The sequence below is a fragment of the Manganibacter manganicus genome (assembly GCF_002075885.1).
Classification (GTDB): Bacteria; Pseudomonadota; Alphaproteobacteria; order Rhizobiales; family Rhizobiaceae; genus Mesorhizobium; species Mesorhizobium manganicum.
This window is the reverse complement of the sequence record NZ_MDET01000060.1, coordinates 52,970-76,719: the sequence shown is the minus strand read 5'-3', so window position 1 is coordinate 76,719 and position 23,750 is coordinate 52,970. Positions and strand designations below refer to the sequence as shown.

The 23,750-nt window shown below is 59.6% G+C and carries 22 protein-coding genes, 2 tRNA genes and 1 pseudogene; 16 read left to right on the top strand and 9 right to left on the bottom strand.

All coding sequences use genetic code 11. The features are described from left to right. Positions 1–3: 3 nt before the first annotated feature. Positions 4–3,282 carry a type II CRISPR RNA-guided endonuclease Cas9 gene (cas9, locus tag BFN67_RS23345; protein ID WP_080921852.1) on the bottom strand — a complete coding sequence of 1,093 codons (3,279 nt, stop codon included), beginning with the start codon at positions 3,280–3,282 and terminating at the stop codon, positions 4–6. A 484-nt stretch (positions 3,283–3,766) separates the two neighbouring features. Between cas9 and BFN67_RS24610 the strand changes: the two genes are divergently transcribed. The 4 genes from BFN67_RS24610 to BFN67_RS23325 all read left to right on the top strand — a co-directional run bounded on the left by BFN67_RS24610 (position 3,767) and on the right by BFN67_RS23325 (position 5,526). Then, positions 3,767–3,958, top strand: a complete 192-nt coding sequence (locus BFN67_RS24610) for a hypothetical protein (RefSeq protein WP_080921851.1) — start codon at positions 3,767–3,769, stop codon at positions 3,956–3,958. A gap of 153 nt (positions 3,959–4,111) precedes the next feature. Beyond that, entirely contained in the window at positions 4,112–4,870 is a 759-nt protein-coding gene (locus tag BFN67_RS23335) for a hypothetical protein (RefSeq protein ID WP_245295387.1), read from the top strand. A gap of 247 nt (positions 4,871–5,117) precedes the next feature. Then, the gene (locus BFN67_RS23330) at positions 5,118–5,423 is read left to right on the top strand and encodes an ETC complex I subunit (RefSeq protein WP_080921850.1); all 306 of its coding nucleotides are present in this window, start codon (positions 5,118–5,120) and stop codon (positions 5,421–5,423) included. Positions 5,424–5,449: 26 nt separating this feature from the next. After that, positions 5,450–5,526, top strand: a tRNA-Arg gene (locus BFN67_RS23325). 31 nt (positions 5,527–5,557) lie between these two features. Here BFN67_RS23325 and BFN67_RS23320 read toward each other — a convergent pair. The 3 genes from BFN67_RS23320 to BFN67_RS23310 all read right to left on the bottom strand — a co-directional run bounded on the left by BFN67_RS23320 (position 5,558) and on the right by BFN67_RS23310 (position 10,294). Then, positions 5,558–6,364 (bottom strand): DUF72 domain-containing protein, encoded by an 807-nt coding sequence (locus BFN67_RS23320; RefSeq protein ID WP_080921849.1) that lies wholly within the window; start codon positions 6,362–6,364, stop codon positions 5,558–5,560. Positions 6,365–6,461: 97 nt separating this feature from the next. Further along, positions 6,462–9,386, bottom strand: a complete 2,925-nt coding sequence (uvrA, locus tag BFN67_RS23315; protein ID WP_080921848.1) for an excinuclease ABC subunit UvrA — start codon at positions 9,384–9,386, stop codon at positions 6,462–6,464. Between the two features lie 638 nt (positions 9,387–10,024). Further along, positions 10,025–10,294 (bottom strand): hypothetical protein, encoded by a 270-nt coding sequence (locus tag BFN67_RS23310; protein ID WP_080921847.1) that lies wholly within the window; start codon positions 10,292–10,294, stop codon positions 10,025–10,027. Positions 10,295–10,497: 203 nt separating this feature from the next. Here BFN67_RS23310 and BFN67_RS23305 point away from each other — a divergent pair, with 203 nt between their 5' ends. Together BFN67_RS23305 and BFN67_RS23300 are read left to right on the top strand one after the other, a co-directional pair. Continuing rightward, positions 10,498–11,010: a single-stranded DNA-binding protein gene (locus BFN67_RS23305; RefSeq protein WP_080921846.1), complete on the top strand. Its 513-nt coding sequence runs from the start codon at positions 10,498–10,500 to the stop codon at positions 11,008–11,010. A gap of 47 nt (positions 11,011–11,057) precedes the next feature. Next, on the top strand, positions 11,058–11,483 hold the full coding sequence (locus BFN67_RS23300; protein ID WP_080921936.1) for an OsmC family protein: 426 nt from the start codon (positions 11,058–11,060) through the stop codon (positions 11,481–11,483). A 12-nt stretch (positions 11,484–11,495) separates the two neighbouring features. Here BFN67_RS23300 and BFN67_RS23295 read toward each other — a convergent pair. Next, positions 11,496–12,125 (bottom strand): annotated as a pseudogene (locus BFN67_RS23295) (MarC family protein). A 309-nt stretch (positions 12,126–12,434) separates the two neighbouring features. Here BFN67_RS23295 and gyrA point away from each other — a divergent pair. Then, positions 12,435–15,224, top strand: a complete 2,790-nt coding sequence (gene gyrA, locus BFN67_RS23290) for a DNA gyrase subunit A (protein ID WP_080921845.1) — start codon at positions 12,435–12,437, stop codon at positions 15,222–15,224. A gap of 59 nt (positions 15,225–15,283) precedes the next feature. Here gyrA and BFN67_RS24605 read toward each other — a convergent pair whose 3' ends face one another. Then, positions 15,284–15,433: a hypothetical protein gene (locus BFN67_RS24605; protein ID WP_192856913.1), complete on the bottom strand. Its 150-nt coding sequence runs from the start codon at positions 15,431–15,433 to the stop codon at positions 15,284–15,286. 159 nt (positions 15,434–15,592) lie between these two features. On the opposite strand from BFN67_RS24605, the gene coaD reads away from it, so the two are divergent. The 8 genes from coaD to BFN67_RS23250 all read left to right on the top strand — a co-directional run bounded on the left by coaD (position 15,593) and on the right by BFN67_RS23250 (position 21,050). Beyond that, positions 15,593–16,093, top strand: coding sequence for a pantetheine-phosphate adenylyltransferase (gene coaD / locus BFN67_RS23285; RefSeq protein WP_080921844.1), 501 nt, complete (start codon positions 15,593–15,595; stop codon positions 16,091–16,093). Positions 16,094–16,203: 110 nt separating this feature from the next. Beyond that, the gene (locus BFN67_RS23280; RefSeq protein WP_245295393.1) at positions 16,204–16,698 is read left to right on the top strand and encodes a peptidylprolyl isomerase; all 495 of its coding nucleotides are present in this window, start codon (positions 16,204–16,206) and stop codon (positions 16,696–16,698) included. A gap of 21 nt (positions 16,699–16,719) precedes the next feature. Continuing rightward, a complete protein-coding gene (locus BFN67_RS23275; protein ID WP_080921842.1) occupies positions 16,720–17,235 on the top strand; it encodes a peptidylprolyl isomerase in 516 nt (171 codons plus the stop codon). 20 nt (positions 17,236–17,255) lie between these two features. Then, positions 17,256–17,705, top strand: coding sequence for a DMT family transporter (locus BFN67_RS23270; RefSeq protein ID WP_080921935.1), 450 nt, complete (start codon positions 17,256–17,258; stop codon positions 17,703–17,705). Beyond that, the gene (gene queA / locus BFN67_RS23265; protein WP_080921841.1) at positions 17,705–18,781 is read left to right on the top strand and encodes a tRNA preQ1(34) S-adenosylmethionine ribosyltransferase-isomerase QueA; all 1,077 of its coding nucleotides are present in this window, start codon (positions 17,705–17,707) and stop codon (positions 18,779–18,781) included. Before BFN67_RS23270 ends, queA begins: the two co-directional genes overlap by 1 nt. Beyond that, the gene (tgt, locus tag BFN67_RS23260; protein WP_080921840.1) at positions 18,778–19,908 is read left to right on the top strand and encodes a tRNA guanosine(34) transglycosylase Tgt; all 1,131 of its coding nucleotides are present in this window, start codon (positions 18,778–18,780) and stop codon (positions 19,906–19,908) included. Before queA ends, tgt begins: the two co-directional genes overlap by 4 nt. A 66-nt stretch (positions 19,909–19,974) precedes the next feature. Beyond that, a complete protein-coding gene (locus tag BFN67_RS23255) occupies positions 19,975–20,211 on the top strand; it encodes an Lrp/AsnC ligand binding domain-containing protein (protein ID WP_080921839.1) in 237 nt (78 codons plus the stop codon). Between the two features lie 65 nt (positions 20,212–20,276). Next, entirely contained in the window at positions 20,277–21,050 is a 774-nt protein-coding gene (locus BFN67_RS23250; RefSeq protein WP_080921838.1) for a DeoR/GlpR family DNA-binding transcription regulator, read from the top strand. 40 nt (positions 21,051–21,090) lie between these two features. Here BFN67_RS23250 and BFN67_RS23245 read toward each other — a convergent pair whose 3' ends face one another. Beyond that, on the bottom strand, positions 21,091–21,564 hold the full coding sequence (locus BFN67_RS23245) for a BA14K family protein (protein WP_080921837.1): 474 nt from the start codon (positions 21,562–21,564) through the stop codon (positions 21,091–21,093). 286 nt (positions 21,565–21,850) lie between these two features. Between BFN67_RS23245 and BFN67_RS23240 the strand changes: the two genes are divergently transcribed. Beyond that, a tRNA-Lys gene (locus BFN67_RS23240) sits at positions 21,851–21,926 on the top strand. A gap of 83 nt (positions 21,927–22,009) precedes the next feature. Here the strand turns inward: BFN67_RS23240 and dprA are convergent. After that, on the bottom strand, positions 22,010–23,140 hold the full coding sequence (gene dprA, locus BFN67_RS23235; RefSeq protein WP_080921836.1) for a DNA-processing protein DprA: 1,131 nt from the start codon (positions 23,138–23,140) through the stop codon (positions 22,010–22,012). Beyond that, a complete protein-coding gene (gene plsY, locus BFN67_RS23230; RefSeq protein ID WP_080921835.1) occupies positions 23,137–23,721 on the bottom strand; it encodes a glycerol-3-phosphate 1-O-acyltransferase PlsY in 585 nt (194 codons plus the stop codon). The genes dprA and plsY overlap by 4 nt, the downstream gene beginning before the upstream one ends. Between the last annotated feature and the right edge of the window lie 29 nt (positions 23,722–23,750).

Here is a 23,750-nt window from a genome sequence, read left to right as displayed (position 1 = left end):
GGCCTATTTCGCCGCGACCAAGTTGGCGCGTTTGCGCCGCTTTGCCTTGCGGGCAGGAAAACCCGGGTCCGATACATGGCCCAGTTCATCGATCCGCACCTGCCGCGCCTTCCATGACTTCAGGGTGTTTGGTGATGGATAGAGATAGTTGAACGGGTCCTCCTTGTCGGCTGCGCGCGCCTTCAGCGCGCCGGCCTCGTTCGGCGGGGCTAGGGCCAGTTGCCTCTCCGAGAACTTCACGACCCGAACCAGCTCCAGCGTTCCGTGCGGCTCGACGGCTATTAGGTCGTCGCGATGCAGCGAAAGCACCTTCTTCGCGGTCGGGTTCTGCTGCCTGACCGTCGACATCCAGCCCGGTTGATGCGCATCGAACATCGACACCACTTCCGCCTGCCATTTGCCGTCCTTCATCTCCCAAACGTCATAGCGGTAGTTGGAATCGCCCTTGTAGCCCTTATAGGCGCGGCCGTCGCGGTCGCGGATGGGAATGACCGAAAGCGGCTCGACGACGCGAAGGCGGCGGATGTTGCGGAAGGGCAGGGGACCGAGTTCCGGGAACTTGCGCAACCGCGCCTCGAAATCCTTGCCCTCGAGCCCGAAAGTCCACTCGTGCAGGGCCGTCCGCAGGTCGGGGTCGCGCACGGCGTCGATGTCGTCGGTCTTCTTCAGCGCCGTCAGCGGCACGCGATGGACGACGATAGCGTTGCCCTTTTCGTCCTTCTCGCCGGTCAGCCCATAGGCGGTTTCGTTGTGCAGGCGGCCGGCCGTGGCGTCATGTCCCTTCGGCAGCCCGGCCTTGGAGGCAGTGCCGCGATCGGGGCGATGGCTGACGACGATACCGCGCACAACCTCGCGCACCTCGTCGCTGAAACCTTCCCAAGGCTCCGAAAGATCGGACGTCATGCGGTTGGCAGATTCGTGCCCGTGCTGACCCGCTTCGCGCGCGATCTCCATCAGCCGGCGGCGATCGGTGACGGCGATCACCATCGCGTCGATGGCGTGGTGACGATGATCCTTGCGGTTCTTGGGCTGATCGGCGCCGCCGCCGAAATTGTGATCCGGCAGCGCGCTGTTCAGGCCCCAGCTTCGGCGCAGCATTTCCGTCAGTCGGCCGGGCGAAACCCAGACATGGCTGCTGCCCTCGCCGGAGTCCGGATGGAGCGAGCTCAGATATTCCCGAGCAAGGCGCGACAGATATTGCGTGTCGACGAGTTGGCGCGCGATGAAGCCGCCCTGCACGTCGAAGCGCGACATGGCGTCCGGCTCGAAACGCCAGCGTTTTTCGCGCGGCAGGCGCGCGGCGCGGGCGGCGATTTCTTCCCAGTCGGTACGATGCCCGAAAGCATCATACGGCGAACGCTTGCGCTTCTCGCGGTTCGCCTCACGCATGCACAACAGCCTATTGCCGTTGGAATCGTCGAGTGTGGCGCTGAAGGGCAGGATGTGATCGACTTCCACCGCCCCCGAGAACAGCATGTCGATGGAAATGAGCGTGCCGGTGTAGACGCAGCGCCGGTCCAGCACGTTAGCGGGATTGAGCTCTTCCCACAGCTTCAGCAGGGCGCGGTTGGCGCCTTTGTCGGCAATGCCGATTTCGCCAAGCTTTTCCGACCGCTTGACCGCCGCATCGCGGTTCTGCCGGTTTTTCGCATTGATCTCCTGCTTGCGCTTGTCGTCGAGCTTCAGTTCGCGTGCGAGTTCGATGGCGATCTGCTCCGGCGGCCCGTAGCGCCTGATCAGAGCGTTGACGACGCGCCGAAGCTGGTTGAGGCCGATATGCACGGTCGGATTGGTCAGCCGGCCGACGCGCATCTCCTCCGGATCGGCCGGGTCACCGGTGCCGGGCATGATCTGCCGTTCCAGTGGCACGCCGTAATAGGGCAGGGCAGGCCGGCCCTTCGCGTCGGTAAAGATTTCGCCGGTCCGCTTGTCCGAATGATGCCCAAGCCCAGCCTTCTCCACCGCCTCGCTGTAGACGATGACCTCGGCCTTCAGTGCCTCGATCAGCTTCTTTGTTGCCGTCTCGCCGAAGCGGCCGTAACCCTCGGGCAGCCGCGCACCAACGGTGGCGCGTGCTTGTTCGGGCGCGAGCTTGTGCGTCTCTTGCAGCCAAGCGAGCAGCATCGCCTCGTCCTCGTCGCTCTCCTGTTCGCGGATGCGCGACACCACTTCGCATCGCGCTTCGTCGGAAAGATGCTGCCAGAGCGTGCCGAAGCGCGCCTTGGCGCCAAGTTCGGCGGCGACCTCGTCGCCCTTGATGTCCTTGCGGTTCTCGCTCTCCTTGTTGAAACGGACGTCGGGATCGAGCTTCAACACCTTGTTGCGAAGGGTATCGAACGAGACGACTTTCTTGTCCTTGAGCCTGACATAAAGCAGATTGCGCTGCTCCAGCGTCAGTGGCTCGGGGTTGGCGCCGGCCCTAACGATTCTCAGCGCGTTGATCTCTTCCAAAAGCCGGCGGCGCTGGAACAGCGGATGCGCCTTCGGCAGCCGCGGCTCGTTGCCGGTCAGCGTGCACATGCCGATCTTCGGCTGCTTCAGCGGCCGCTGGTGAAAGATGATCTCGAAAAAGCGCTTTTCGTTTTCCGGCGTCAGCGTCTCGGGATGATGCGGCGCTTGCCGTTCCCAGATGAGCTTGAATTCCTCCTCAAGCATCGCGCGGTCTGGATAGAAATCGTAGCCATCGCCGCGCGCGCCTTCACCGGTTTCGGGGCGCAAACGCGTGCGCACGCTTGTAATCGTGTTGGGATCGGCCGAAGCCGCGCGCCGGCCGTGCAGATAGTCGCCCAGCGTCTCGGCGCCGGCGTCTCGCATGGCCTCATGCAACCGGCCGACGCCCACTCTGATCTTGCCGCTGTCGTCGTTCTTGCCGCGATCAGCCTTTCTGTTGCTCTTGAAGCCGCGCCGCTGATTGAGATGGAACAGAGCGCGCCCGAGATGGTGCAGCGGCAGCTTTTCCCGCAATGCATTGGCGCGCAGCGCGAACGGGTCGAGCCCCTCCAGCGCCTTGCGCTCCGTCTCGCCGGCCGGAAAGAAGCCGGCATCGGCCAGATGCTTGAGAAGCGCCGCCTGGCGCTGTTTGAAGCGATCACGCCGCCGGCGCATGGCGCGCGCTGCCCGCCGGTCGAAGGCGAGCGACGCGCCCGATTTCGGGTCTCGGCCGTCGCTGAAGATGCGCGAACCGGCGGTGACAACGCGAATAGGCACGTCGTCATCGTCCAGCTCGATGACTGCCCAGCCAAGTGAATTCGTGCCGAGATCGGCCCCAAGCCTCCAACGCATGATTTCCCGCCTCGATTGTTCTGCCCCACGACACCTTACCGCAGGATGCAAAAGAGTCGAATCATCGTTGAACAACCTGCTTCCAATATTATGCCTCATCTAATATTTGACGGTCAAACTGGAGACCTATATCGACTTCATCATCGTGATTCGGGTTGGGGTTCCAAACTCAACCGGGGAAAGGGTCCAAACCTGCCCACGTGGGAGCGCTCCCGCCTTTCACGGTAAAAACTTACTTTTGGGGTAATGTCTTTGCACTCTCCCAAAGTTAGATGGTTGCCGCTGGACCAGATCTCCAGCCGCTTGACGGCGGCCGATCAGCCGTTATTGTAACGACTTCAGAGATCGTGGTCTGGCGGTTAACAAGCAGCCAGTCTGCACCAGATAAGGGCGGCGCTCCGGCGCCGCCTTTTTTGTTTTGCCAAGAGCGGGGGATGACCACAGGGGAACTTCGCTCGAAGATCGATCAGGACCGGAACGCCTTATGGGCCGGCGGCATCGCCGATCGCTCGAGGTCATCGAGCAGATCAGCTATCTGCTCTTCATGCGCGGCCTGGACGACGCCGAGCAACTTGCCGCAACGCACGCCGGTCCTCATCCTGAGGTGCGAGCGCAGCGAGCCTCGAAGGACGCACCACACAGCGCAGCCTCACGGCTCACGCTCATTGCCGGTTGACGCCAAAATAAAAACTTATCCACGCCTCCGGCCTGCGCGCGATAATGTCGCCGCTATTTTCGGGCTGACGGAGAAACAGGCGGCAATGGACTGGCAGGCGGCAATCGAGAACAACCGGGGGCGCTGAAGCGCGTCCTGGCCGGGCTCGTCGCCATGGCTGGGTTGGAAGGCCGGCAATCGGCAGTCGCCCACCGGCAGGCGGAAGCAGGACAGGAACAAGCCGCCACTGGCCCGGCTGTTCCCGATTGCCCATCGCCAACCGCCGACTACCGCTTATTGCTGCCGCGCCATCTCTACCGCGCCGTGCTGCGGCTGTTGCGCCCGGCCGAGGCGGCGGCGCGGCGGCTTGTCATCATTGCCGCGCGCGGGCTGGTGGTGACGCCGGCAAAGCCGCGCAAGCCGCAGCCGAAAGCCGGCCACGCAGCAGGCGCGGGGCAGGCGGGCACGGAGCCATCGCCCAAACCGCGCAGCCTTTGCCTGCCGCTGCTCGATCCGCTGCCGGCGTGGAACAGCCGCAGGCGGCCGGCCCCGGCCGGGGTGCCGCGCATCTCGGTGCCCGGTTTCAGCCGGCCTTTCCCTATTGCACTCCGTCGGCCCTCATCGCCCGACGATGCGGTTGACGCAAGGCGTCTGGCGCTGCGTCTTGACGCGCTCGGCCGCGCGCTGGACAATCTGCCGGCGCAGGCGAGGCGCTTCGCGCGCTGGCAAGCATCCCGCAATGCCGCACGCGCGGTGCAGATCAGCCATCGGGCCAGCCCTGCGCGGCGCATCTGGCCGCTGCGCCCCGGCCGCCCGCCCGGCGGCAGTCGCCGAGATGGCCACAAGGTTTCGGGCCATGAGGTCCATGAGATCCTCAAGGATGTGCACGGCCTGGCTTTCTGGACGCTGGAGGAATCCGCCGACACATCCTGAAGCGCGCGCCGCCGACATTTCCGCGGGTTCGACCGCGATTTCATCGCCTCTGACAGACCTGCCGGCGCCACGCCGCCGGAGCGGGTGTTCGATGCTGCCCGCATGGCTGCTTCTTGTCGGTTGAACGGGCATGGAAGGCGGAAACGTGTCGCTCGGCGAAAGGAACTGTCGCTGCTCTTGCCGCGAGCCCGTTTGCACAGTAAGCAGCAAGGACGGCTCTGGCCGTCGAAGCTGTTACGAGGTTCCCATGTCTGCCCGCATTTTCAGCCCCGCGAAAACCGCCATGCAGTCCGGCAGGTCCAAAACCGGTTACTGGGTGCTCGAATTCGATCCCGAGCAGCCCCGGAAGATCGATCCGCTGATGGGTTATACGTCGTCGGGCGACATGAAAAGCCAGATAAGGCTGACGTTCGACACGCGCGAGGAGGCGATAGCCTACGCGGAAAAGAACGGAGTTGCCTATCGGCTTGATGAGCCGAAGGAACCCAGGCGCCGGCAGATTTCATATGCGGACAATTTCCGCTATGACCGCCGCACGCCCTGGACTCATTAAGGTTGTGAGTTCAGCGCCCGGTTTGCGGTCCCGTAGCTCAGCCGGATAGAGCACCGGCCTTCTAAGCCGATGGTCGCAGGTTCGAATCCTGCCGGGATCGCCATTTTTATCCGGATCATCCGATCCAGGCTCGATCAGCCGGCCACCCGTTTCATCAGCGCCATGGCGCCGAAGGGTGCCCGGACCTTGCCCTCGGTAATGAAATAGACAAACACGTCACGCGGCTTGACCGGCGCCTCGGTTGAAGGATCGGCGTGCGGCAGGTCAACTGGTGCCTTGCCCGCCGCCCATTCCCGCGCGCGACCCGCCCACTCGTCCAGTGCCTTCGGCGTATAACAGTCCGGATTGTCATCCTTGCCGGTCTGCAGCCGTGCATAGATGAAATCGCCGGTAATGTCGGCGATGGCCGGGTATTTGGCATGGTCGGCATAGACGATTGCGACCTGATGCTTGCGCGCCAAGGCGACAAATTCCGGGACCACAAAGGATTCGTGACGTACCTCGACCGCATGGCGCAATTTTACGCCGTCCTGCTTTTCCGGCAGAAGCTTGAGGAAGGCTTCAAAATCGTCCGGGTCGAATTTCTTGGTCGGCATAAATTGCCACAGGATCGGTCCGAGCTTCTCGCCGAGTGCGGCCACCCCCGATTCCAGGAAGCGCATCATCGATTCACCGGCTTCACCGAGCACCCGGCGGTTGGTGACGAAGCGGTTTCCCTTGAGCGAGAAAACAAAATCGTCGGGCGTCTCCTTCGCCCATTTGAAGAAAGTGGGTTCCTTGAAGCTGGAATAATAAGTGCCGTTGACCTCGATGCTCGGCACCTGTCGTGAGGCATATTGGAGTTGCTTGGCCTTGGCCAATTTCTCGGGATAGAATGCGGCATTCCATGGCTCGAAGGTCCAGCCGCCCATGCCGGCGCGGATCGTTCCCTGTTTGCTCATCCTGTCCTCCCGATTGCCAAGATACGACGGATCGTCGCGCAGTTTTCAAGCGTCTCTGTGCGGCCACACGCTGAGTGTAGCTTCGCTCAAGTGAAACTTATTCGGCGGCTTCGCGCTTGCCTTTTGGCCGGCGTTCGAGCAACTCCCTGAGAAAATGGCCGGTGTAGCTGCGCGGTTCGGCCACGATATCTTCGGGCGTTCCGGATGCGACCAGTTCGCCGCCGCCGTCCCCACCTTCAGGGCCGAGGTCGAGCACCCAGTCTGCCGTTTTGATAACCTCGAGATTGTGCTCGATCACGACTACCGTATTGCCCTGCTCGACCAGTTCGTGCAGCACTTCGAGCAGTTTGGCGACGTCGTGGAAATGCAGACCAGTGGTTGGCTCGTCGAGAATATAAAGCGTCTTGCCGGTGGCCTTGCGCGACAGCTCCTTGGCGAGCTTGATGCGTTGTGCCTCGCCACCCGAAAGCGTCGTCGCCTGCTGGCCGATGTGAATGTAACCGAGGCCGACCCGCTTCAATGTTTCCAGCTTGTCGCGCACGGCAGGCACGGCGGAAAAGAACTCGACGCCTTCCTCCACCGTCATATCCAGCACGTCGGCGATGGACTTGCCTTTGAGCATCACGTCCAGAGTTTCGCGATTGTAGCGCTTGCCGTGACAGACGTCGCAGGTCACATAAACGTCCGGCAGGAAGTGCATCTCGATCTTGATGACGCCGTCGCCCTGACACGCTTCGCACCGCCCGCCCTTGACGTTGAAGGAGAAGCGACCCGGCTGATAGCCGCGCGCCTTGGCCTCGGGCAGCCCGGCATACCAGTCCCGGATCGGCGTGAACGCGCCGGTATAGGTGGCCGGATTGGAACGCGGGGTGCGGCCGATCGGGCTCTGGTCGATGTCGATGACCTTGTCGAGGAATTCCAGCCCTTCGATGCGATCATGCTCGGCGGGATGCTCGCGCGATCCCATGATACGGCGTGACGCCGCTTTGAACAGCGTTTCGATCAGGAAGGTGGACTTGCCGCCACCCGATACGCCGGTAACACAGGTGAAGGTGCTGAGCGGAATTTCCGCGGTGATGTTCTTCAAATTATTGCCGCGCGCACCGGAGACCTTGATACGGCGGCCTTTCTTTCCCGTGCGGCGCTCGGCGGGGATCGCCACTTCTAATTCGCCGGACAGATATTTACCGGTCAGCGATGCGGAGCTGGCCATGATCTCGCGCGGCGTGCCTTGCGCGATCACTTTTCCGCCATGGATACCGGCGGCTGGGCCGATATCGACCACGTGATCGGCGTGCAGGATGGCGTCCTCGTCATGCTCGACGACGATCACGGTATTGCCGATGTCGCGCAGATGCTTCAGCGTATCGAGCAGGCGGGAATTGTCACGCTGGTGCAGGCCGATCGAAGGCTCGTCCAGTACATAGAGCACGCCGGTGAGGCCGGATCCGATCTGCGAGGCGAGGCGGATACGCTGGCTTTCGCCGCCCGACAGCGTGCCGGAATTGCGCGCCAAGGTCAGATACTCCAGCCCGACATCGTTCAGGAAGCGCAACCGCTCGCGGATCTCCTTGAGGATACGTGCGGCGATCTCGTTCTGCTTGTCGTTGAGCTGAGCCGGCAGTTCGGCGAACCATTCGTTAGCCTTACGGATCGACTGCTCCGTTACCTCGCCGATATGCTTGCCGGCGATCTTCACCGCCAGCGCTTCCGGTTTCAGCCGATAACCATTGCACGCCGGGCAAGGGGTCGCCGACATGAATCGCTCGATCTCCTCACGCATCCAGGCGGATTCCGTTTCCTTCCAGCGACGTTCCAGATTCGGGATTACACCCTCGAAGGTTTTGGTCGTCTTGTAGGAGCGCAGGCCGTCGTCGTAATTGAACGCAATCTCGCGCTCGCCCGTGCCATGGAGAACGGCGTTCTTGGCTTCGTCGGAAAGCTCCCTGAATTTATCGCCCAGCCTGAAGCCGTAAACTTTTCCCAGTGCCTCCAGCGTCTGCGAATAATAAGGCGAAGTCGATTTCGCCCATGGGCTGACGGCGCCGTCGCGCAGGGTGCGATTGTCGTCCGGCACGATCAAAGACGCATCAATGGCGCGCTGGCTGCCCAGGCCGTCGCATGTCGGACAGGCGCCGAACGGATTGTTGAAGGAGAACAGGCGCGGTTCGATTTCAGGAATGGTAAAGCCAGACACCGGGCAGGCAAATTTTTCAGAGAACAGAATACGCTCATGCGTATCGTTGGCTGATTTGTTGGCAGCCCCGCCCTCGGCCGTTTCCTCCGGTGGCAGCGGCCGGTCGGCGAATTCGGCGACGCAGAGCCCGTCAGCCAGTTTCAGCGCCGTCTCGATGGAATCCGCGAGCCGGGTAGCAAGGTCGGCGCGGACCACGATGCGGTCCACGACAACATCGATGTCGTGCTTGTATTTCTTGTCGAGTGTCGGTGCTTCTGCGATCTCATAGAAGCTGCCGTCGATCTTGACGCGCTGAAAACCCTTCTTCTGAAGTTCCAGAAGTTCCTTGCGGTATTCGCCCTTACGACCGCGCACGATCGGCGCCATAATGTAAAGACGCGTGCCTTCCTCCAGCGCCAGCACACGGTCGACCATCTGGCTGACGGTCTGGCTTTCGATGGGAAGGCCGGTCGCCGGCGAGTAGGGAACGCCGACGCGGGCGAACAGCAGGCGCATGTAATCGTAGATTTCGGTGACCGTGCCGACAGTCGAACGCGGATTGCGCGAGGTTGTCTTCTGTTCGATGGAGATGGCCGGCGACAGGCCGTCGATCTGATCGACATCCGGCTTCTGCATCATCTCCAGGAATTGCCGGGCATAGGCTGACAGGCTCTCCACATAGCGCCGCTGCCCTTCGGCATAGATCGTGTCGAAGGCAAGCGAGGATTTGCCTGACCCGGACAGGCCGGTCATGACGATCAGGCTGTCTCGCGGCAGGTCGATGTCGATGTTCTTGAGATTGTGCTCGCGTGCGCCGCGAACGGAAATATATTTGTGGTCGGCCATCGCCGGTACGCCGCCTCAGTCTGGAATATCTCGGATAGGCGGGTTTGCCCGGCCATCCACTATGTAGGCATTCTCGTCGTCGCGTCGAGGGATGCTGTCACCGGGTTTAACCGCCTTTTATGAATATCGGCAAGCGCAAAGAACAAAGATCGAACGTACTCCTGACAATCGATCACATTTTGCCGATTCGGCTTTTCGGTGTTGACGGCCAAATGCGATGGCGCAAGACTGTGGCAGTCACAGGGGCGGAGTGCCTCAAGGCCTCTTCGCTGCCAGTAGGCGGTTTGCGAGGCGCCGCAGACCGGCGAATAAATGCCCCCCTGACACCAAGCGCAATGAACGGAAGGAGCGAGGTATGACTCCACCTGACAGTCCCAACAGGCTCTATCCCTTGGTAGAGCCGCGGCAGGTGCTCTAATCCGGTGAGAGCTTGATGCGAGCCGTATTCAGAGGCTTGCCGTTTCACCCACAATCAGAAACTTGTAGTCGGATCGTCGGTTGAAAGCCGCGTTGCATCCGAAACGAAAGCCGGCAGTCTGTTCCCGGCATGATGGGTTGGACCCCACAAAGCCCCGACCGCGAGCGGAAGCTGCGGCGGGGCTTTTGTCTGCAGATGTTTGCGAGAATGGAAAAAGCGCTCAGTGCTTTGGTGTCTTGGTCGAACCGACACCGACATCAATGGTAATGCTGCCGGATACACGGACATCGACGTTGCCGATCTTGAAGTGGCTTGCGTTCGTGTCCGCTTGTTCGGCTTCGACCGGCCTGACGATACGATAGTCGCCTTCGACGCCGGGCAGAATGCTTTTGGCAGAGGGGTTTGCGGCATCGCCTGCAAAAGCCGGCGCGATCGCCAGTAGCGCCAACGGACCACAAAGGGCGAGAGGGAAGCGGCACAGCCAGATCATGCCAGCAACCTATCGCCAAGCGGGCAATTGTCCAGCCAATCGTGGGTCATCGACGGAGCTGTTGACGAGATCATGAATGGCGTGTAGAACATAAAGAGAACAAAAACCTTATGGGGAAAAACAATGCCGGGGGCAGCGAAGGCCGGGGACAGCCTGTAAGGTAAGGCTGAAAAATCGGTTTCGGACGAGCGTGGAGACAAGTCATGGCGGGTAGCGTCAACAAGGTCATTTTGGTTGGCAATCTCGGCGCGGATCCAGAAATCAGGCGGCTGAATTCGGGCGACCCGGTCGTCAACATCCGGATCGCGACCTCGGAAAGCTGGCGCGACAAGAATTCCGGCGAACGCAAGGAAAAGACCGAATGGCACAATGTCGTGATTTTCAACGACAATCTGGCCAAGGTTGCCGAACAGTATTTGAAGAAGGGCATGAAGGTCTATGTCGAGGGTCAGTTGCAGACCCGGAAATGGCAGGACCAGAATGGCCAGGATCGCTATACGACCGAAGTGGTGTTGCAGAAATTCCGTGGCGAATTGCAGATGCTCGATGCACGCGGTCAGAGTGGCGAAGGCGGACAGGTGGGGTATTCGGGCGGCGGTCGCAGCGGCTCCGATTTCGGACAATCCAGCCCGAACGACAGTTTCAATCGCGGTGGTGGCAATCGCGGTGGTGGCGGTGGCTCATCGCGCGATCTCGATGACGAAATTCCATTCTGACATTGATACCGGCGGCGATAGGCTGGATTGGTACGGGGACGATTTTTGTGAAAGCGCGGGTCAAATGGGTTGAAGAGCGGACCTTTGTCGGCGAGTCCGGCAGTGGGCATAAGTTGGTGCTGGGTACGGCTTCCGGCCCGGAAGGCCATACACCTGGTCCAAGCCCGATGGAACTGGTCCTGATCGGCACAGGAGGATGCTCGGCCTACGATGTCGTTCATATTCTGGAAAAAGGGCGCGAGGCGGTCGAGGATTGCGCGGTGGAGCTTGATGCAGACCGCGCGGAGACCGAACCGAAGGTGTTCACGCGCATTCACATGCATTTCATTGTGAAGGGAAGAGCGCTCTCCCATGACAAGGTGAAGCGGGCCATCGACCTTTCGATCGATAAATACTGCTCGGCCTCTGCAATGATGGCCAAGACGGCAACCATCACCCATGACTTCGAGGTCGTCGATACAATGACGGCGTAAGTCTCGTATGCTTTAGCCGATAACCAGTGCCCTGATCCCGTCGGCGACGAATTGCACGGCAAGTGCGGCGAGGATCACACCGAGCAGACGGGTCAGGATCGAGCGGCCGGTTTGACCGAGAAGACGGTCGATATGTTCCGATAGGAGGAATACCAGATAGGTAATCACGAGGCAGGCGAAGATGATACCGACGAGTGTTATACGCGCGCCTACGTTCTGGAATGTACCCGACAACAGCACCGTGGCTGAAATGGCGCCTGGCCCGGCGATCAACGGAATTGCTAGTGGGAAGGCTGCGATATCGTGGATGTGGTCTCGGGTTACGGCGACATCGGAAATCTTTTCCTTCCTGTCCTGCCGCTTCTCGAAAACCATTTCGAAAGCGATAAAAAACAACAGAAAGCCACCGGCTACCCGGAAGGCGGCCAGCGTGATGCCGAACACGGCCAGGATGGAAGCGCCGGCCACGGCGAACAGCGCGATAACGAAAAACCCGATCACGCTGGCGCGTACCGACACCTAGCGGCGCTGCTGCTGGTTCAAGCCACGCGTGACCGCCAGGAAGATCGCCGCAAGACCCGGTGGATCGATGGTGACGAGGATCGTCACGAATGCATTGAAGATGCTGTCGAAATTCGGCATCTTCATCCCTCCGTCTTGTCGCTGGGCTCATTGATAGAGCAAACCCCGCTTCAGGGAAACGGTCTGACGGATTGGGCTGTGAGGAGCGGCGCCCGCACGTAAATTGAAGTGAGTTGCAATTCGCTGACTGCACCTGAAGCGGCGATCTCGCCACCGCCTTTTGATGCGCGCGTCTATCTCATTGGAATGGCGTCGAAAACGAGTGCTGGAAAAAGAGCGCAAAATGCCATTGAAATGGGCTCGGAATTGGAGAATTGCCTAGGCTTCCTATATAAGAGGACAGTGATTCCCAACCCTGTGTGATCCGTTTTGACTGACCAGAAAACACCGCCCGGCGCCGATGGCGGGCCGACCGGCATCGAGCCGATTTCCATCATCGAGGAAATGCAGCGAAGCTATCTAGATTACGCCATGAGCGTGATCGTTTCGCGCGCGTTGCCGGACGTACGCGACGGACTGAAGCCGGTGCACCGACGCATCCTCTATGCTTCGCATGAGAGCGGCTATCACTGGAACCGCAAATATGTGAAATCGGCGCGGCCGGTATCCGACGTGATGGGTAAATACCATCCGCATGGCGATGCATCGATCTACGATGCCCTGGTGCGTATGGCACAGGACTGGTCGATGCGGGTGCCGCTCATCGACGGGCAGGGTAATTACGGGTCGATCGACGGTGACCCGCCTGCTGCGATGCGTTACACCGAAGCGCGGCTCATCAAGGTTGCGCATGAACTGCTGGAGGATATCGACAAGGATACCGTCGATTTCCAGGACAATTACGACGGCTCCGATAGTGAGCCTCGTGTGCTGCCGGCCCGCTTTCCGAATCTTCTGGTCAACGGTTCGGGCGGCATCGCGGTGGGCATGGCCACAAATATCCCGCCGCACAATCTTGGCGAAGTGTGCAATGGCGCTATTGCCGTCATCGATAATCCGGCGATCGACCTTGCCGACCTGATGGAGATCGTGCCGGGGCCGGATTTTCCTACCGGCGGCATCGTGCTTGGCCGCACCGGCATCCATAACGCCTATTCGACGGGGCGCGGCTCCATCATCATGCGCGGCAAGGTGCATGTGGAGGAGACGCGCGGCGACCGCGAGGCCATCGTCGTCACCGAAGTTCCCTATCAGGTGAACAAGGCCACGATGATCGAGAAGATGGCCGAACTGGTGCGCGACAAGCGCATCGAAGGAATTTCTGATATTCGCGACGAGAGCGATCGGCAGGGTTATCGGGTCGTCGTCGAATTGAAGAAGGGCGCCAACGCCGAAGTCATCCTCAATCAGCTTTATCGTTTCACGCCGCTACAGACCTCGTTCGGCGCCAATATGGTGGCACTGAACGGTGGCAAGCCCGAATTGCTGACTCTGACCGACATGATGAAGGCATTCGTGTCTTTTCGTGAGGAGGTCGTCAGCCGCCGCACCAAATATCTGCTGCGCAAGGTACGTGACCGCGCTCATGTGCTGGTTGGGCTCGCTATTGCCGTGGCCAATATCGATGAGGTCATCAAGCTGATTCGCACCGCACCGGACCCGCAGACCGCGCGCGAGCAGTTGATGACGCGACGTTGGCCGGCTTCGGACGTCGAGGCGTTGATTCGACTGATCGACGATCCGCGCCACCGGATCAATGACGACGGAACCTATAATCTCTCGGAAGAGCAGGCGCGTGCGATCCTTGAATTGCGCCTTCAGCGGCTTACGGCGCTTGGCCGCGATGAGATCGCCGACGAACTCAATAAGATTGGCGCGGAGATTTCGGACTATCTCGACATTCTGTCCTCTCGTGCGCGTATTCAACAGATCGTCAAGGATGAACTGTCCGCCGTACGCGACGAATTCGGTACGCCTCGGCGCACCGAATTGGCCGAAGGCGCGGCCGATATGGAAGACGAGGACCTCATTCAGCGCGAGGATATGGTCGTTACGGTCAGTCACACCGGTTATATCAAGCGTGTGCCACTTTCCCTCTACAGGGCGCAGCGTCGCGGCGGCAAAGGCCGTTCCGGCATGTCCACCAAGGACGAGGATTTTGTCACCCGCTTGTTCGTGGCCAACACGCACACGCCGATTCTGTTCTTTTCGTCGCGAGGCATTGTTTACAAGGAGAAGGTGTGGCGCCTGCCCGTCGGGTCGCCGCAATCGCGCGGCAAGGCGCTGATCAACATGCTGCCTCTGGAACAGGGAGAGCGGATTACAACCATCATGCCTCTGCCGGAGGATGAAACGAGTTGGAGCGAACTCGACGTGATGTTCGCCACCACGCGCGGTACCGTGCGGCGCAATAAGCTTTCGGACTTCGTGCAAGTCAACCGCAACGGCAAGATCGCCATGAAGCTGGAGGAGAGCGATGAAATCCTCGGCGTTGAAACCTGCACGGAAAATGATGACGTGCTTCTTACCGTTGCGTCGGGACAATGCATTCGCTTCCCGGTTTCGGATGTGCGGGTCTTCGCCGGCCGTAATTCGGTCGGCGTGCGCGGCATTTCGATGGGGGAAGGAGACCGTGCCATTTCAATGTCCATTCTGCACCACGTTGATGCGTCGCCGGCGGAACGCGCCTCCTATCTCAAGCGGTCGGCCGCTGAGCGTCGCTTGTTATTGGGCAACGGTGACGATGAGGAGATCGCGCTGACCAATGAGGATATCGGTGAGGAGGCAGAGCTTTCCGACGAACGCTACGAATTGCTCAAAGCGCATGAACAATTTGTGCTGACCGTCACTGAATTCGGCTATGGAAAACGCTCTTCGTCCTATGATTTCAGATTGACCGGGCGCGGCGGCAAGGGCATCCGCGCCACCGACGTTTCCAAGGTTGACGAGATCGGGCGATTGGTGGCCACTTTCCCGATCGGCAATGACGACCAGATCATGCTGGTGTCGAATGGCGGAACGGTGATCCGCGTGCCTGTGAAAGGGATCCGTTTCGCCAGCAGGGCGACAAAGGGTGTCACCATTTTCAATACGGCCGCCGGTGAAAAGGTGGTTTCAGTCGAACGAATTTCGGACCCTCAAGGTGATGAGGAAAACGGTGAGAGTGCAGACGTATCAGAGAGCGACGTTGGCAACACTGCCGGCGATGAAAGCGAATAGGGTTGCTTTTGCAAATGCCGGCTTGGGGAGCCGACATCGTTCGCGTAGCTGTCCGACAATCAGAATTGGCGGCGAGAGGGGTTGATGCCGAATCCATCATAACGCCTGCTGTTGTTTCTGGCGCGCACGCGCTCGGCCTCTTGGTGCAGGCCAAACAGAGTGGCGATCAGCATGGCGACGGTCATGGCAATGGCGAGTATGTAGATCATGTGCATATCTCCTGACGTGACAACGGATCAGGCGGCATTTGGTTTCATACGTCGTACCTCACATCATGATGAGTTCGCTTGAACCGCCGCTGAGATCGGCGTTCATTGTGCATTCATCCGATTTGCGTTTGAGGCTGGGCATCGATAGAAGCAGCATCCATGACAGAACGCGTTGCGCTTTACGCAGGCTCCTTTGACCCGTTGACCAATGGTCATCTCGATGTCCTCAAGGCATCACTGACCGTTGCCGATGTGGTTTACGTTGCGGTTGGTGTGCATCCCGGCAAGAAGCCGCTTTTCGCCTTTGAAGAGCGGGTTGAACTGATCGAAGCGGCCGTCAAACAGGAGCCTGGCTCGGAATCGAGCCGCATCAAGGTCGTGGCGTTCGACGGTCTCGTGATCGGAGCCGCGAAAGATCATGGGGCATCGATCATTATCCGGGGCCTGCGCGACGGCACCGATCTCGACTATGAGATGCAAATGGCCGGCATGAACGAGACAATGGCGCCTGAATTTCAGACCGTGTTTTTGCCGGCAAGCCCATCCGTTCGAACCATTACCGCCACGCTGGTCAGGCAGATTGCGTCCATGGGTGGTAATATACGTCCCTTCGTGCCAGATGCTGTTGCAACTGCGCTCGAAGCCAAATTCACCAAATAGGATCTGGAGATTAAGCGATGCAGCTCAAGACGTTCGCTGCCGTTTTTGCCATTCTGGCCGGCTTTTTCCTTGCGGCCGCTCCAGCACTGGCTGCCGACCCGGAAAACACCATGATTATCACCTTGAAGGACGGTGACGTTACCATTGCGCTGAGGCCCGATATTGCGCCTCGCAATGTCGCGCAGGTCAAGAAGCTCGTGCGCGATGGCGCCTACGACAATGTCGCTTTCCACCGCGTTATCGATGGTTTTATGGCGCAGACCGGTGATGTGAAATTCGGTAATATGGAGAAAGACTATAATGCCGATCGGGTTGGTACCGGTGGCTCGGACTTGCCAGACCTACCTGCTGAATTTTCCAACGAGCACTTCGTGCGTGGCGTTGTCGGCATGGCACGGGCGCAAGATCCGAATTCCGCCAATTCCCAGTTCTTCATCATGTTCGCACCGGCCGCTCCCCTTGATGGCCAATATACGATTATCGGCGAGGTGGTGGGCGGCATGGAGTTGGTGGACAATATCAAGAAGGGCGACCAGGCCCAGAACGGCGCTGTCACCGATCCTGATCGCATGATCAAGGTCCGCATTGCCGCGGATAAGAAATAACCTATCGAAAGGAACGATTAGATGGCTGAGATCAAGGATCGCGAAAACGCGCTGATTATGGAAACGACGCAGGGCAACGTCGTCATCGAGATGCTGCCGGACCTGGCCCCCGGCCATGTCGCCCGCATCAAGGAACTGGCGCGCGAAGGCGCCTATGACGGAGTGGTTTTCCATCGCGTCATTGATGGCTTTATGGCGCAGACCGGTGACGTGAAGTTCGGCAATTCGAGCAAACCCAGCTTTGCTCCGTCGCGTGCTGGCATGGGCGGCTCGGACAAGCCGGATTTGAAGGCCGAATTCTCTAACGCCAATCATGGGCGCGGCACCTGCTCAATGGCACGGGCGCAAAGCCCGAATTCCGCCAATTCCCAGTTCTTCATCTGCTTCGACGATGCGGCTTTCCTGAACCGCCAGTACACAGTTTGGGGACAGGTCATCGAAGGCATGGAAAACGTTGACAAGATCAAGCGCGGCGAACCGGTGCAGGATCCCGACAAGATCGTGTCTGTGAAGGTTGCCGCCGACGTCGCCGCATAAGCTGCCAGGGTCTGATGTCGATGGCTGGGCTGCTTTGGCCGTTGCTGGGCGTTCTGGCCGGTGCGTTCGTCGCCCTTCAGGCGCCGATCAATGCTGACCTTGCCCGTGGGCTTGGCTCTACCATCGCCGCGGCGGCAATTTCCTTCCTGTCGGGCGCGGTTGTCCTGGCCCTGCTGACCGTTCTATTCACCCGCGCGCAAGGCGCCTCGATTTCCTGGCGTGGTCCCGAGCCCTGGCTTTTCGTGGTGGGCGGCTGTCTGGGGGCGGTCTATGTGACGAGCACGATTCTGTTGATCCCGCGCCTGGGCGCTGCCGCGCTGATGGCGTTTCTCATCACCGGTCAGCTCTTGGCGGGTATCGCGATAGATCGGTTCGGCTTCCTCGGTGTGGCCGTACATGAAATCTCGATAGGGCGGATTGTCGGCGCCTGTCTTCTCATTCTCGGCGCGGTCATGGTCCGCTTTCTCTGATGCGTGTCGATTTATTCGATTTCGAGTTACCTGAAAACCGTATTGCCCTTCGTCCGGCGGAACCGCGCGACAGCGCGCGGCTTCTTGTCGTGCGACCGGAAAAGGCTAGTGAGGATCGCATAGTCCGGGATCTCCCCTCGCTGCTTGAGGCCGGCGACGTCCTGGTTTTCAACGACACGAAGGTCATCCCGGCTCAATTAAATGGCACCAGGCGGCGCGGCGATGCCTCTGCGCAAGTCGAGGCGACACTGCATATGCGTGTTGGTCCGGACCGTTGGCACGCGTTCATGCGGCCGGGAAAGCGTATCGCTGCCGGCGACCATATCCATTTCGGCCATGACGGGAATTCCTGCTTTTTGGGTCAACTCGATGCAAAAGTGATCGAGAAAGGAGAGGGCGGCGAGGTCCTGCTGGAGTTTGATCTTTCCGGACCGTTTCTGGATGAGGCGCTGCATGCGGTCGGCCATATTCCTTTGCCACCCTACATTGCTTCGAAACGCGACGAGGACGAGCGCGATCGAACTGACTACCAGACCATCTATGCTCGTGAGGAGGGAGCGGTGGCGGCACCCACTGCTGGTCTGCATTTTACGCCGGAGCTTTTTGCCGCGCTCGACGCGAAGGGCATAGAACGGCATTTCGTGACGTTGCATGTCGGCGCCGGTACGTTTCTGCCGGTCAAGGCTGACGATACAGCGAACCACAAGATGCATGCCGAGACGGGTTTCGTGCCGCAGAGCGTCGCCGATGCGCTGAACGCCGCCAAGGCGCGCGGCGGGCGCATCGTTGCCGTCGGTACGACATCGTTGCGGCTTCTGGAGAGCGCCGTGCAACCCGACGGCACCATAGCAGCCTGGTCTGGCTCGACTGATATTTTCATCACGCCTGGCTATCGCTTCCGGCTGGTGGATGCCCTGATGACGAATTTTCATCTGCCGCGCTCGACGTTGTTCATGCTGGTTTCGGCTCTTTCCGGATTGGACACGATGCGTGCCGCCTACGCCCATGCCGTCGACACCGGATACCGGTTTTATTCCTATGGCGATGCCAGCTTGCTGTTCAGGGCAGACCGATGAATTCCGAGTTTGCTTTCCACCTCATTGCCACCGATGGTATTGCCCGCCGTGGTGAGATTGCCATGCCGCGCGGTACGATCAGGACGCCTGCCTTCATGCCTGTTGGCACGGGCGGTACTGTCAAGGCGATGTATCTCGATCAGGTCAGGGCGCTCGGAGCCGACATTATTCTCGGTAACACCTACCATCTGATGCTGCGGCCCGGTGCGGAGCGAATGGCGCGTCTTGGCGGCCTGCATGAGTTTGCCCGCTGGCCTTATCCGATCCTGACCGATTCCGGCGGGTTCCAGGTGATGTCCCTGTCGAAGCTGCGTAAGCTTACAGAACATGGCGTCACTTTTCGTTCGCATATCGATGGTGCGGCTTATGAGATGACACCGGAGCGTTCGATCGAAATTCAAGGCTTGTTGGATTCCGATATACAGATGCAGCTCGATGAGTGCACGGCGCTGCCTGCGCCGCACAAAGAGGTCGAGCGGGCAATGGAATTGTCGCTGCGTTGGGCGGAGCGCTGCAAGGCAGCCTTCGGCGTGCAGCCCGGCAAGGCCATATTCGGCATCGTGCAGGGTGGCGATGTGGCTGATCTTCGCGTGAAGTCCGCGCAGGCGCTTTCCGCGATGGACCTTAAAGGCTACGCGGTCGGCGGGTTGGCCGTTGGCGAGCCGCAGGCGGTGATGCTCGAAATGCTGGAAATCACCTGTCCGGAATTACCGGCAAACAAGCCACGCTACCTGATGGGAGTCGGCACGCCGGATGACATTCTGAAATCGGTGGCGCGCGGTATCGACATGTTCGACTGTGTCATGCCGACGAGGGCAGGCCGCCACGGCCTCGCCTATACGCGGCGTGGGAAGGTCAATCTGCGCAACGCCCGTCACGCCGATGATCCGCGCCCGCTTGATGAACAGAGCGATTGCCCGGCCGCGCGAGATTATTCAAGGGCCTATCTGCACCATCTCGTGCGCTCGCAGGAAGCGCTCGGCGCCATGCTTCTGACCTGGAATAATCTGGCCTACTATCAAAGTCTGATGCAGGACATTCGCGACTCGATCGAGAAGGGCGAATTCACCACGCGCGCTGCCGGTATCTCCGAAAACTGGGCACGCGGGGACATCGCTGCGCTGTAAGCACACCGCTTGAAAGTAATATCGCAGTTTGCGACAAGACACCTAACATCCAGACGGAGTACGGCGATGAAGGCATTTTTTGTGCAGATCAAGTGTGATCTCGGCAAGGCCTATGAGGTCGCCAGCGAACTGGCCGATGCAGAGATCGCTTCTGAAATTTATTCCACTGCCGGGCAATACGACCTCTTGGCCAAATTCTATGTGGACGATGGCGAAGATATCGGCCATTTTGTCAATCAGAAGGTCCAGGTGATTGCCGGCATCAAGGACACTTTTACGACCGTGACATTCCGCGCGTTCTGATCGCGCCTTCCTTTCCTTGATTTTCGTTTCAATCTATGAATCGGGAAACGAAAGCGGTTCCTGCAATGTATCTGTCGCCTCGCCACTCCGAAATAATCGAGCTTGCCAAAGATAGTGGTCGAGTATTGGTCGATGAATTGGCCGCGCATTTCAACGTCACTCCCCAGACGATCCGCAAGGATCTGAACGACCTGTGCGAGCAGCGCCTGCTTTCGCGAATCCACGGCGGGGCTCTGTTCCCATCCGGCATCGAGAACATGGAATATGAGGCGCGGCGCAAGATAGCCGCTGATGAGAAGGATGCGATCGGCAAGGCCGCAGCGAGAATCATTCCGGATAACGCTTCTCTGTTCATCAATATCGGCACGACTACTGAAGCGGTGAGCAACGCATTATTGGATCATTCCGGCCTAATGGTCATCACCAATAATATCAATGTCGCCAACAGGATGCGCGTGTATCCTTCCATCGAAGTTGTGATTGCCGGCGGCGTTGTCCGTGGATCGGATGGCGGTGTGGTGGGCGAGGCGGCGGTCGATTTCATCAGGCAATTCAAGGTCGATTATGCGGTGATCGGCGCGTCAGCCATCGACCATGACGGTGCGTTGCTCGATTTCGATTTTCGCGAGGTTAAAGTCGCACAGGCAATCATTGCCAATGCGCGGCAGGTCATTCTGGTCTCTGACCGGACCAAGTTCGAGCGCACCGCACCGGTACGCATTGGTCATCTTTCCCAAGTCGATACGTTCATCACCGATCGTTGCGACCTCGCTTCGATACGGCGTATTTGCATGGATTCGGAGGTCGACCTTGTGGAGGCCACCGCTAATGCGGGGTAGGCGAGACCCGCGCCCTGGGGCGCGGGTGACATATCAGTGATCAATAAGGCGAGCGGCAACGGCGTCTCGGCCCGTTATAGGGCTGATAGGTATCGTCCGAAGCGCGATAACTGCGATAGTGATCGTAGCACCATTGAACATGGGCGTTGCCTGAGCGGGCCGCAGGCCGGTCATTGTTCATGGCACCGCCGATGATGGCGCCTGCCGCGAAGGCGGCCAGCGGAAACCAGAAGTCGCCGTGTCGACGATAGCCGGGACGGTAATGACGGTAGCCGCGATGGCCGCGCCAATAATAATGACCATTGTGATGGCGCCGAACGTGTGAGCGCCGGTGATGATGCCGCTTTCGGTAGTAGTCGCGTCCGTCACCGCGCCCCGCCACATTGATAATGTCAGATGAAGCGGTTGGATTCTGCGGCACGTAGAACGAGGCGGCATCGGCTGGCAGAACCGCCGTTGCCGCGAATGAAAACGACAACACAGTCGCCATCAGCCCCCTTTTGATCCTGTTCATACCATTTTCCTCGTTGGGTTGGTTGACGTCCCTGTCATGTCAAACGACCTTCCAATCTTATTTGTTCCGGATCAAATTCCAAGCTCATGATTTTCCTGTATTTCACAGGGAGGCAAAATCGTCTTTGCGCATTTTTTCGGACGCCGAACCAGCCTGCCACTGGACATTCTCGGTTATCGGCAAATTGAGCTTCGCAGCCACTCTTTATGCGCTCACTTTCTGGTTGACCGGTGCGAGCGCGCTCCCTATGTTCCGCCGCAATTCCGGGGCGCTTCGGTGCCTGCGGGAGCGCATAGCTCAGCCGGTAGAGCAACTGACTTTTAATCAGTAGGTCCAGGGTTCGAATCCCTGTGCGCTCACCAAAGCCTCAGTATAGTCAACAATTTGAGAGTTTTTTTGCGATTGGAGTGGCCGCCGCTTGCGGGAATGAGGCGAGCCACAATCGCTAGTTGACGATCAGCGAAACGCAGCCACCGGTATGGCGTTCAAGGCGACCAGCGAGGTCGAGTTCCAGCAAGACCATTGACACTTGTGCGGGATGCAGATTCGTGTGGCGAATGATTTCATCGATGCCGATTGGAACGGGACCTAGTGCCTGCAGGATCCGGGTGCGCTCGTCGTCCCTGGCCGGTGGCACGGGTGACGAGTCGGCTGGCTCCTCCTCCAAGGGCAAGGCATCTATCGGCGTTATAGTCAGTGGTGCGAGTGCGTCGATCACATCGGCTGTCTCAGTCACCAGAATGGCGCCGTCCTTGAGAAGACTGTTGGCGCCCGCGGCGCGTGGATCAAGGGGGGAGCCCGGAACAGCAAAGACCAGACGGCCCATTTCGCCGGCAAGGCGCGCACTGATGAGAGAACCGGATCGCTTGGCGGCCTCGACGACAACAAGACCCAGCGCCATGCCTGCGACAAGCCGGTTGCGGCGAGGGAAATCCTGTGCGCGAGCTTGCCAGCCGAATGGCATTTCGGAAATGAGCGCTCCGCCGTTTTCGACAATTTCGTCGCACAAGTTTATATTTTCCGGGGGGTAAGGCTTGTCGAGCCCCCCGGCAAATACCCCGACTGTTCCTGTAGTCAGGCTGCCTCGATGTGCCGCTGTGTCGATGCCTCTGGCAAGGCCGGAGACGACTACGTATCCCTTTTGACCGATTTCCCGTGCCAACATGCCAGCCATTTTGATGCCGGCAAGAGACGCGTTGCGGGCACCTACGAGAGACACGGCAGGGACGGAGCCGATCGTGTTGTCGCCCTTGATGGCCAGGAGTGGCGGTGGATGATCCATGGATTCGAGCAAGGTCGGATAGCCGGGCTCGCCGATGCAGACGAATCGTGAGCCGAACCGTGCCGCGATTTGCATTTCGGCTTCGGCTTCGGCTACCGAGGGGATGCGCGCGATCCGATTTGCGCCGCCCGAAATCATGAGTTCAGGCAGCATCTCGAGTGCCGTGTCAGCCGAGCCGAATCGATCGATAAGCGCCTTGAAGGAAGCGGGACCAACGTTCGGCGTGCGGATGAGGCGGAGCCAACTCAACCGTTGCCGGTCGCTCAGATATGAACCGGCCGGCAGCGCCGTCACCCCTTGGCTCCAATTCGACTTTCCGCTCCTGCCAGCAGCCGCGCAATGTTGGCGCGATGTTTGATGAAAAGGATCAAACTCATAGTCGCGAACAGGCCCGCCAGTTGAATGGGCGCCTGAACCCAAAGCGCAACAGGCACGATAATGGCGGCGGCGAGTGCTGCCAGTGACGAATAACGGAACACAAGTGCAACCAGCAGCCACACCACAGCAAAGATCAGCGCAACCTGCCACATGAGCCCGATCAATACGCCGAGATAAGTTGCCACGCCCTTGCCGCCCTTGAAGCCCAGCCAAACCGGAAAAAGGTGGCCCAAGAAGGCCCCGAAGCCTGCCCAAAGGCCCAATTCAGGTCCGTAGAGACGGGCGAGCACTACGGCTGCCGTGCCTTTCAACGCATCAAGGACGAGCGTTATGGCGGCAAGTTTCTTGTTACCGGTTCTGAGTACGTTGGTGGCGCCGATATTACCCGAACCGATCTTGCGGACATCGCCAAGGCCGGCCGCGCGCGTCATAAGAAGGCCGAAGGGAATCGAGCCCAACAGATAGCCGAAGATCAGCGCAGCAATACCAAAGGTCATGATTTCCCCTCGAGTTCCCCCGGCTAACG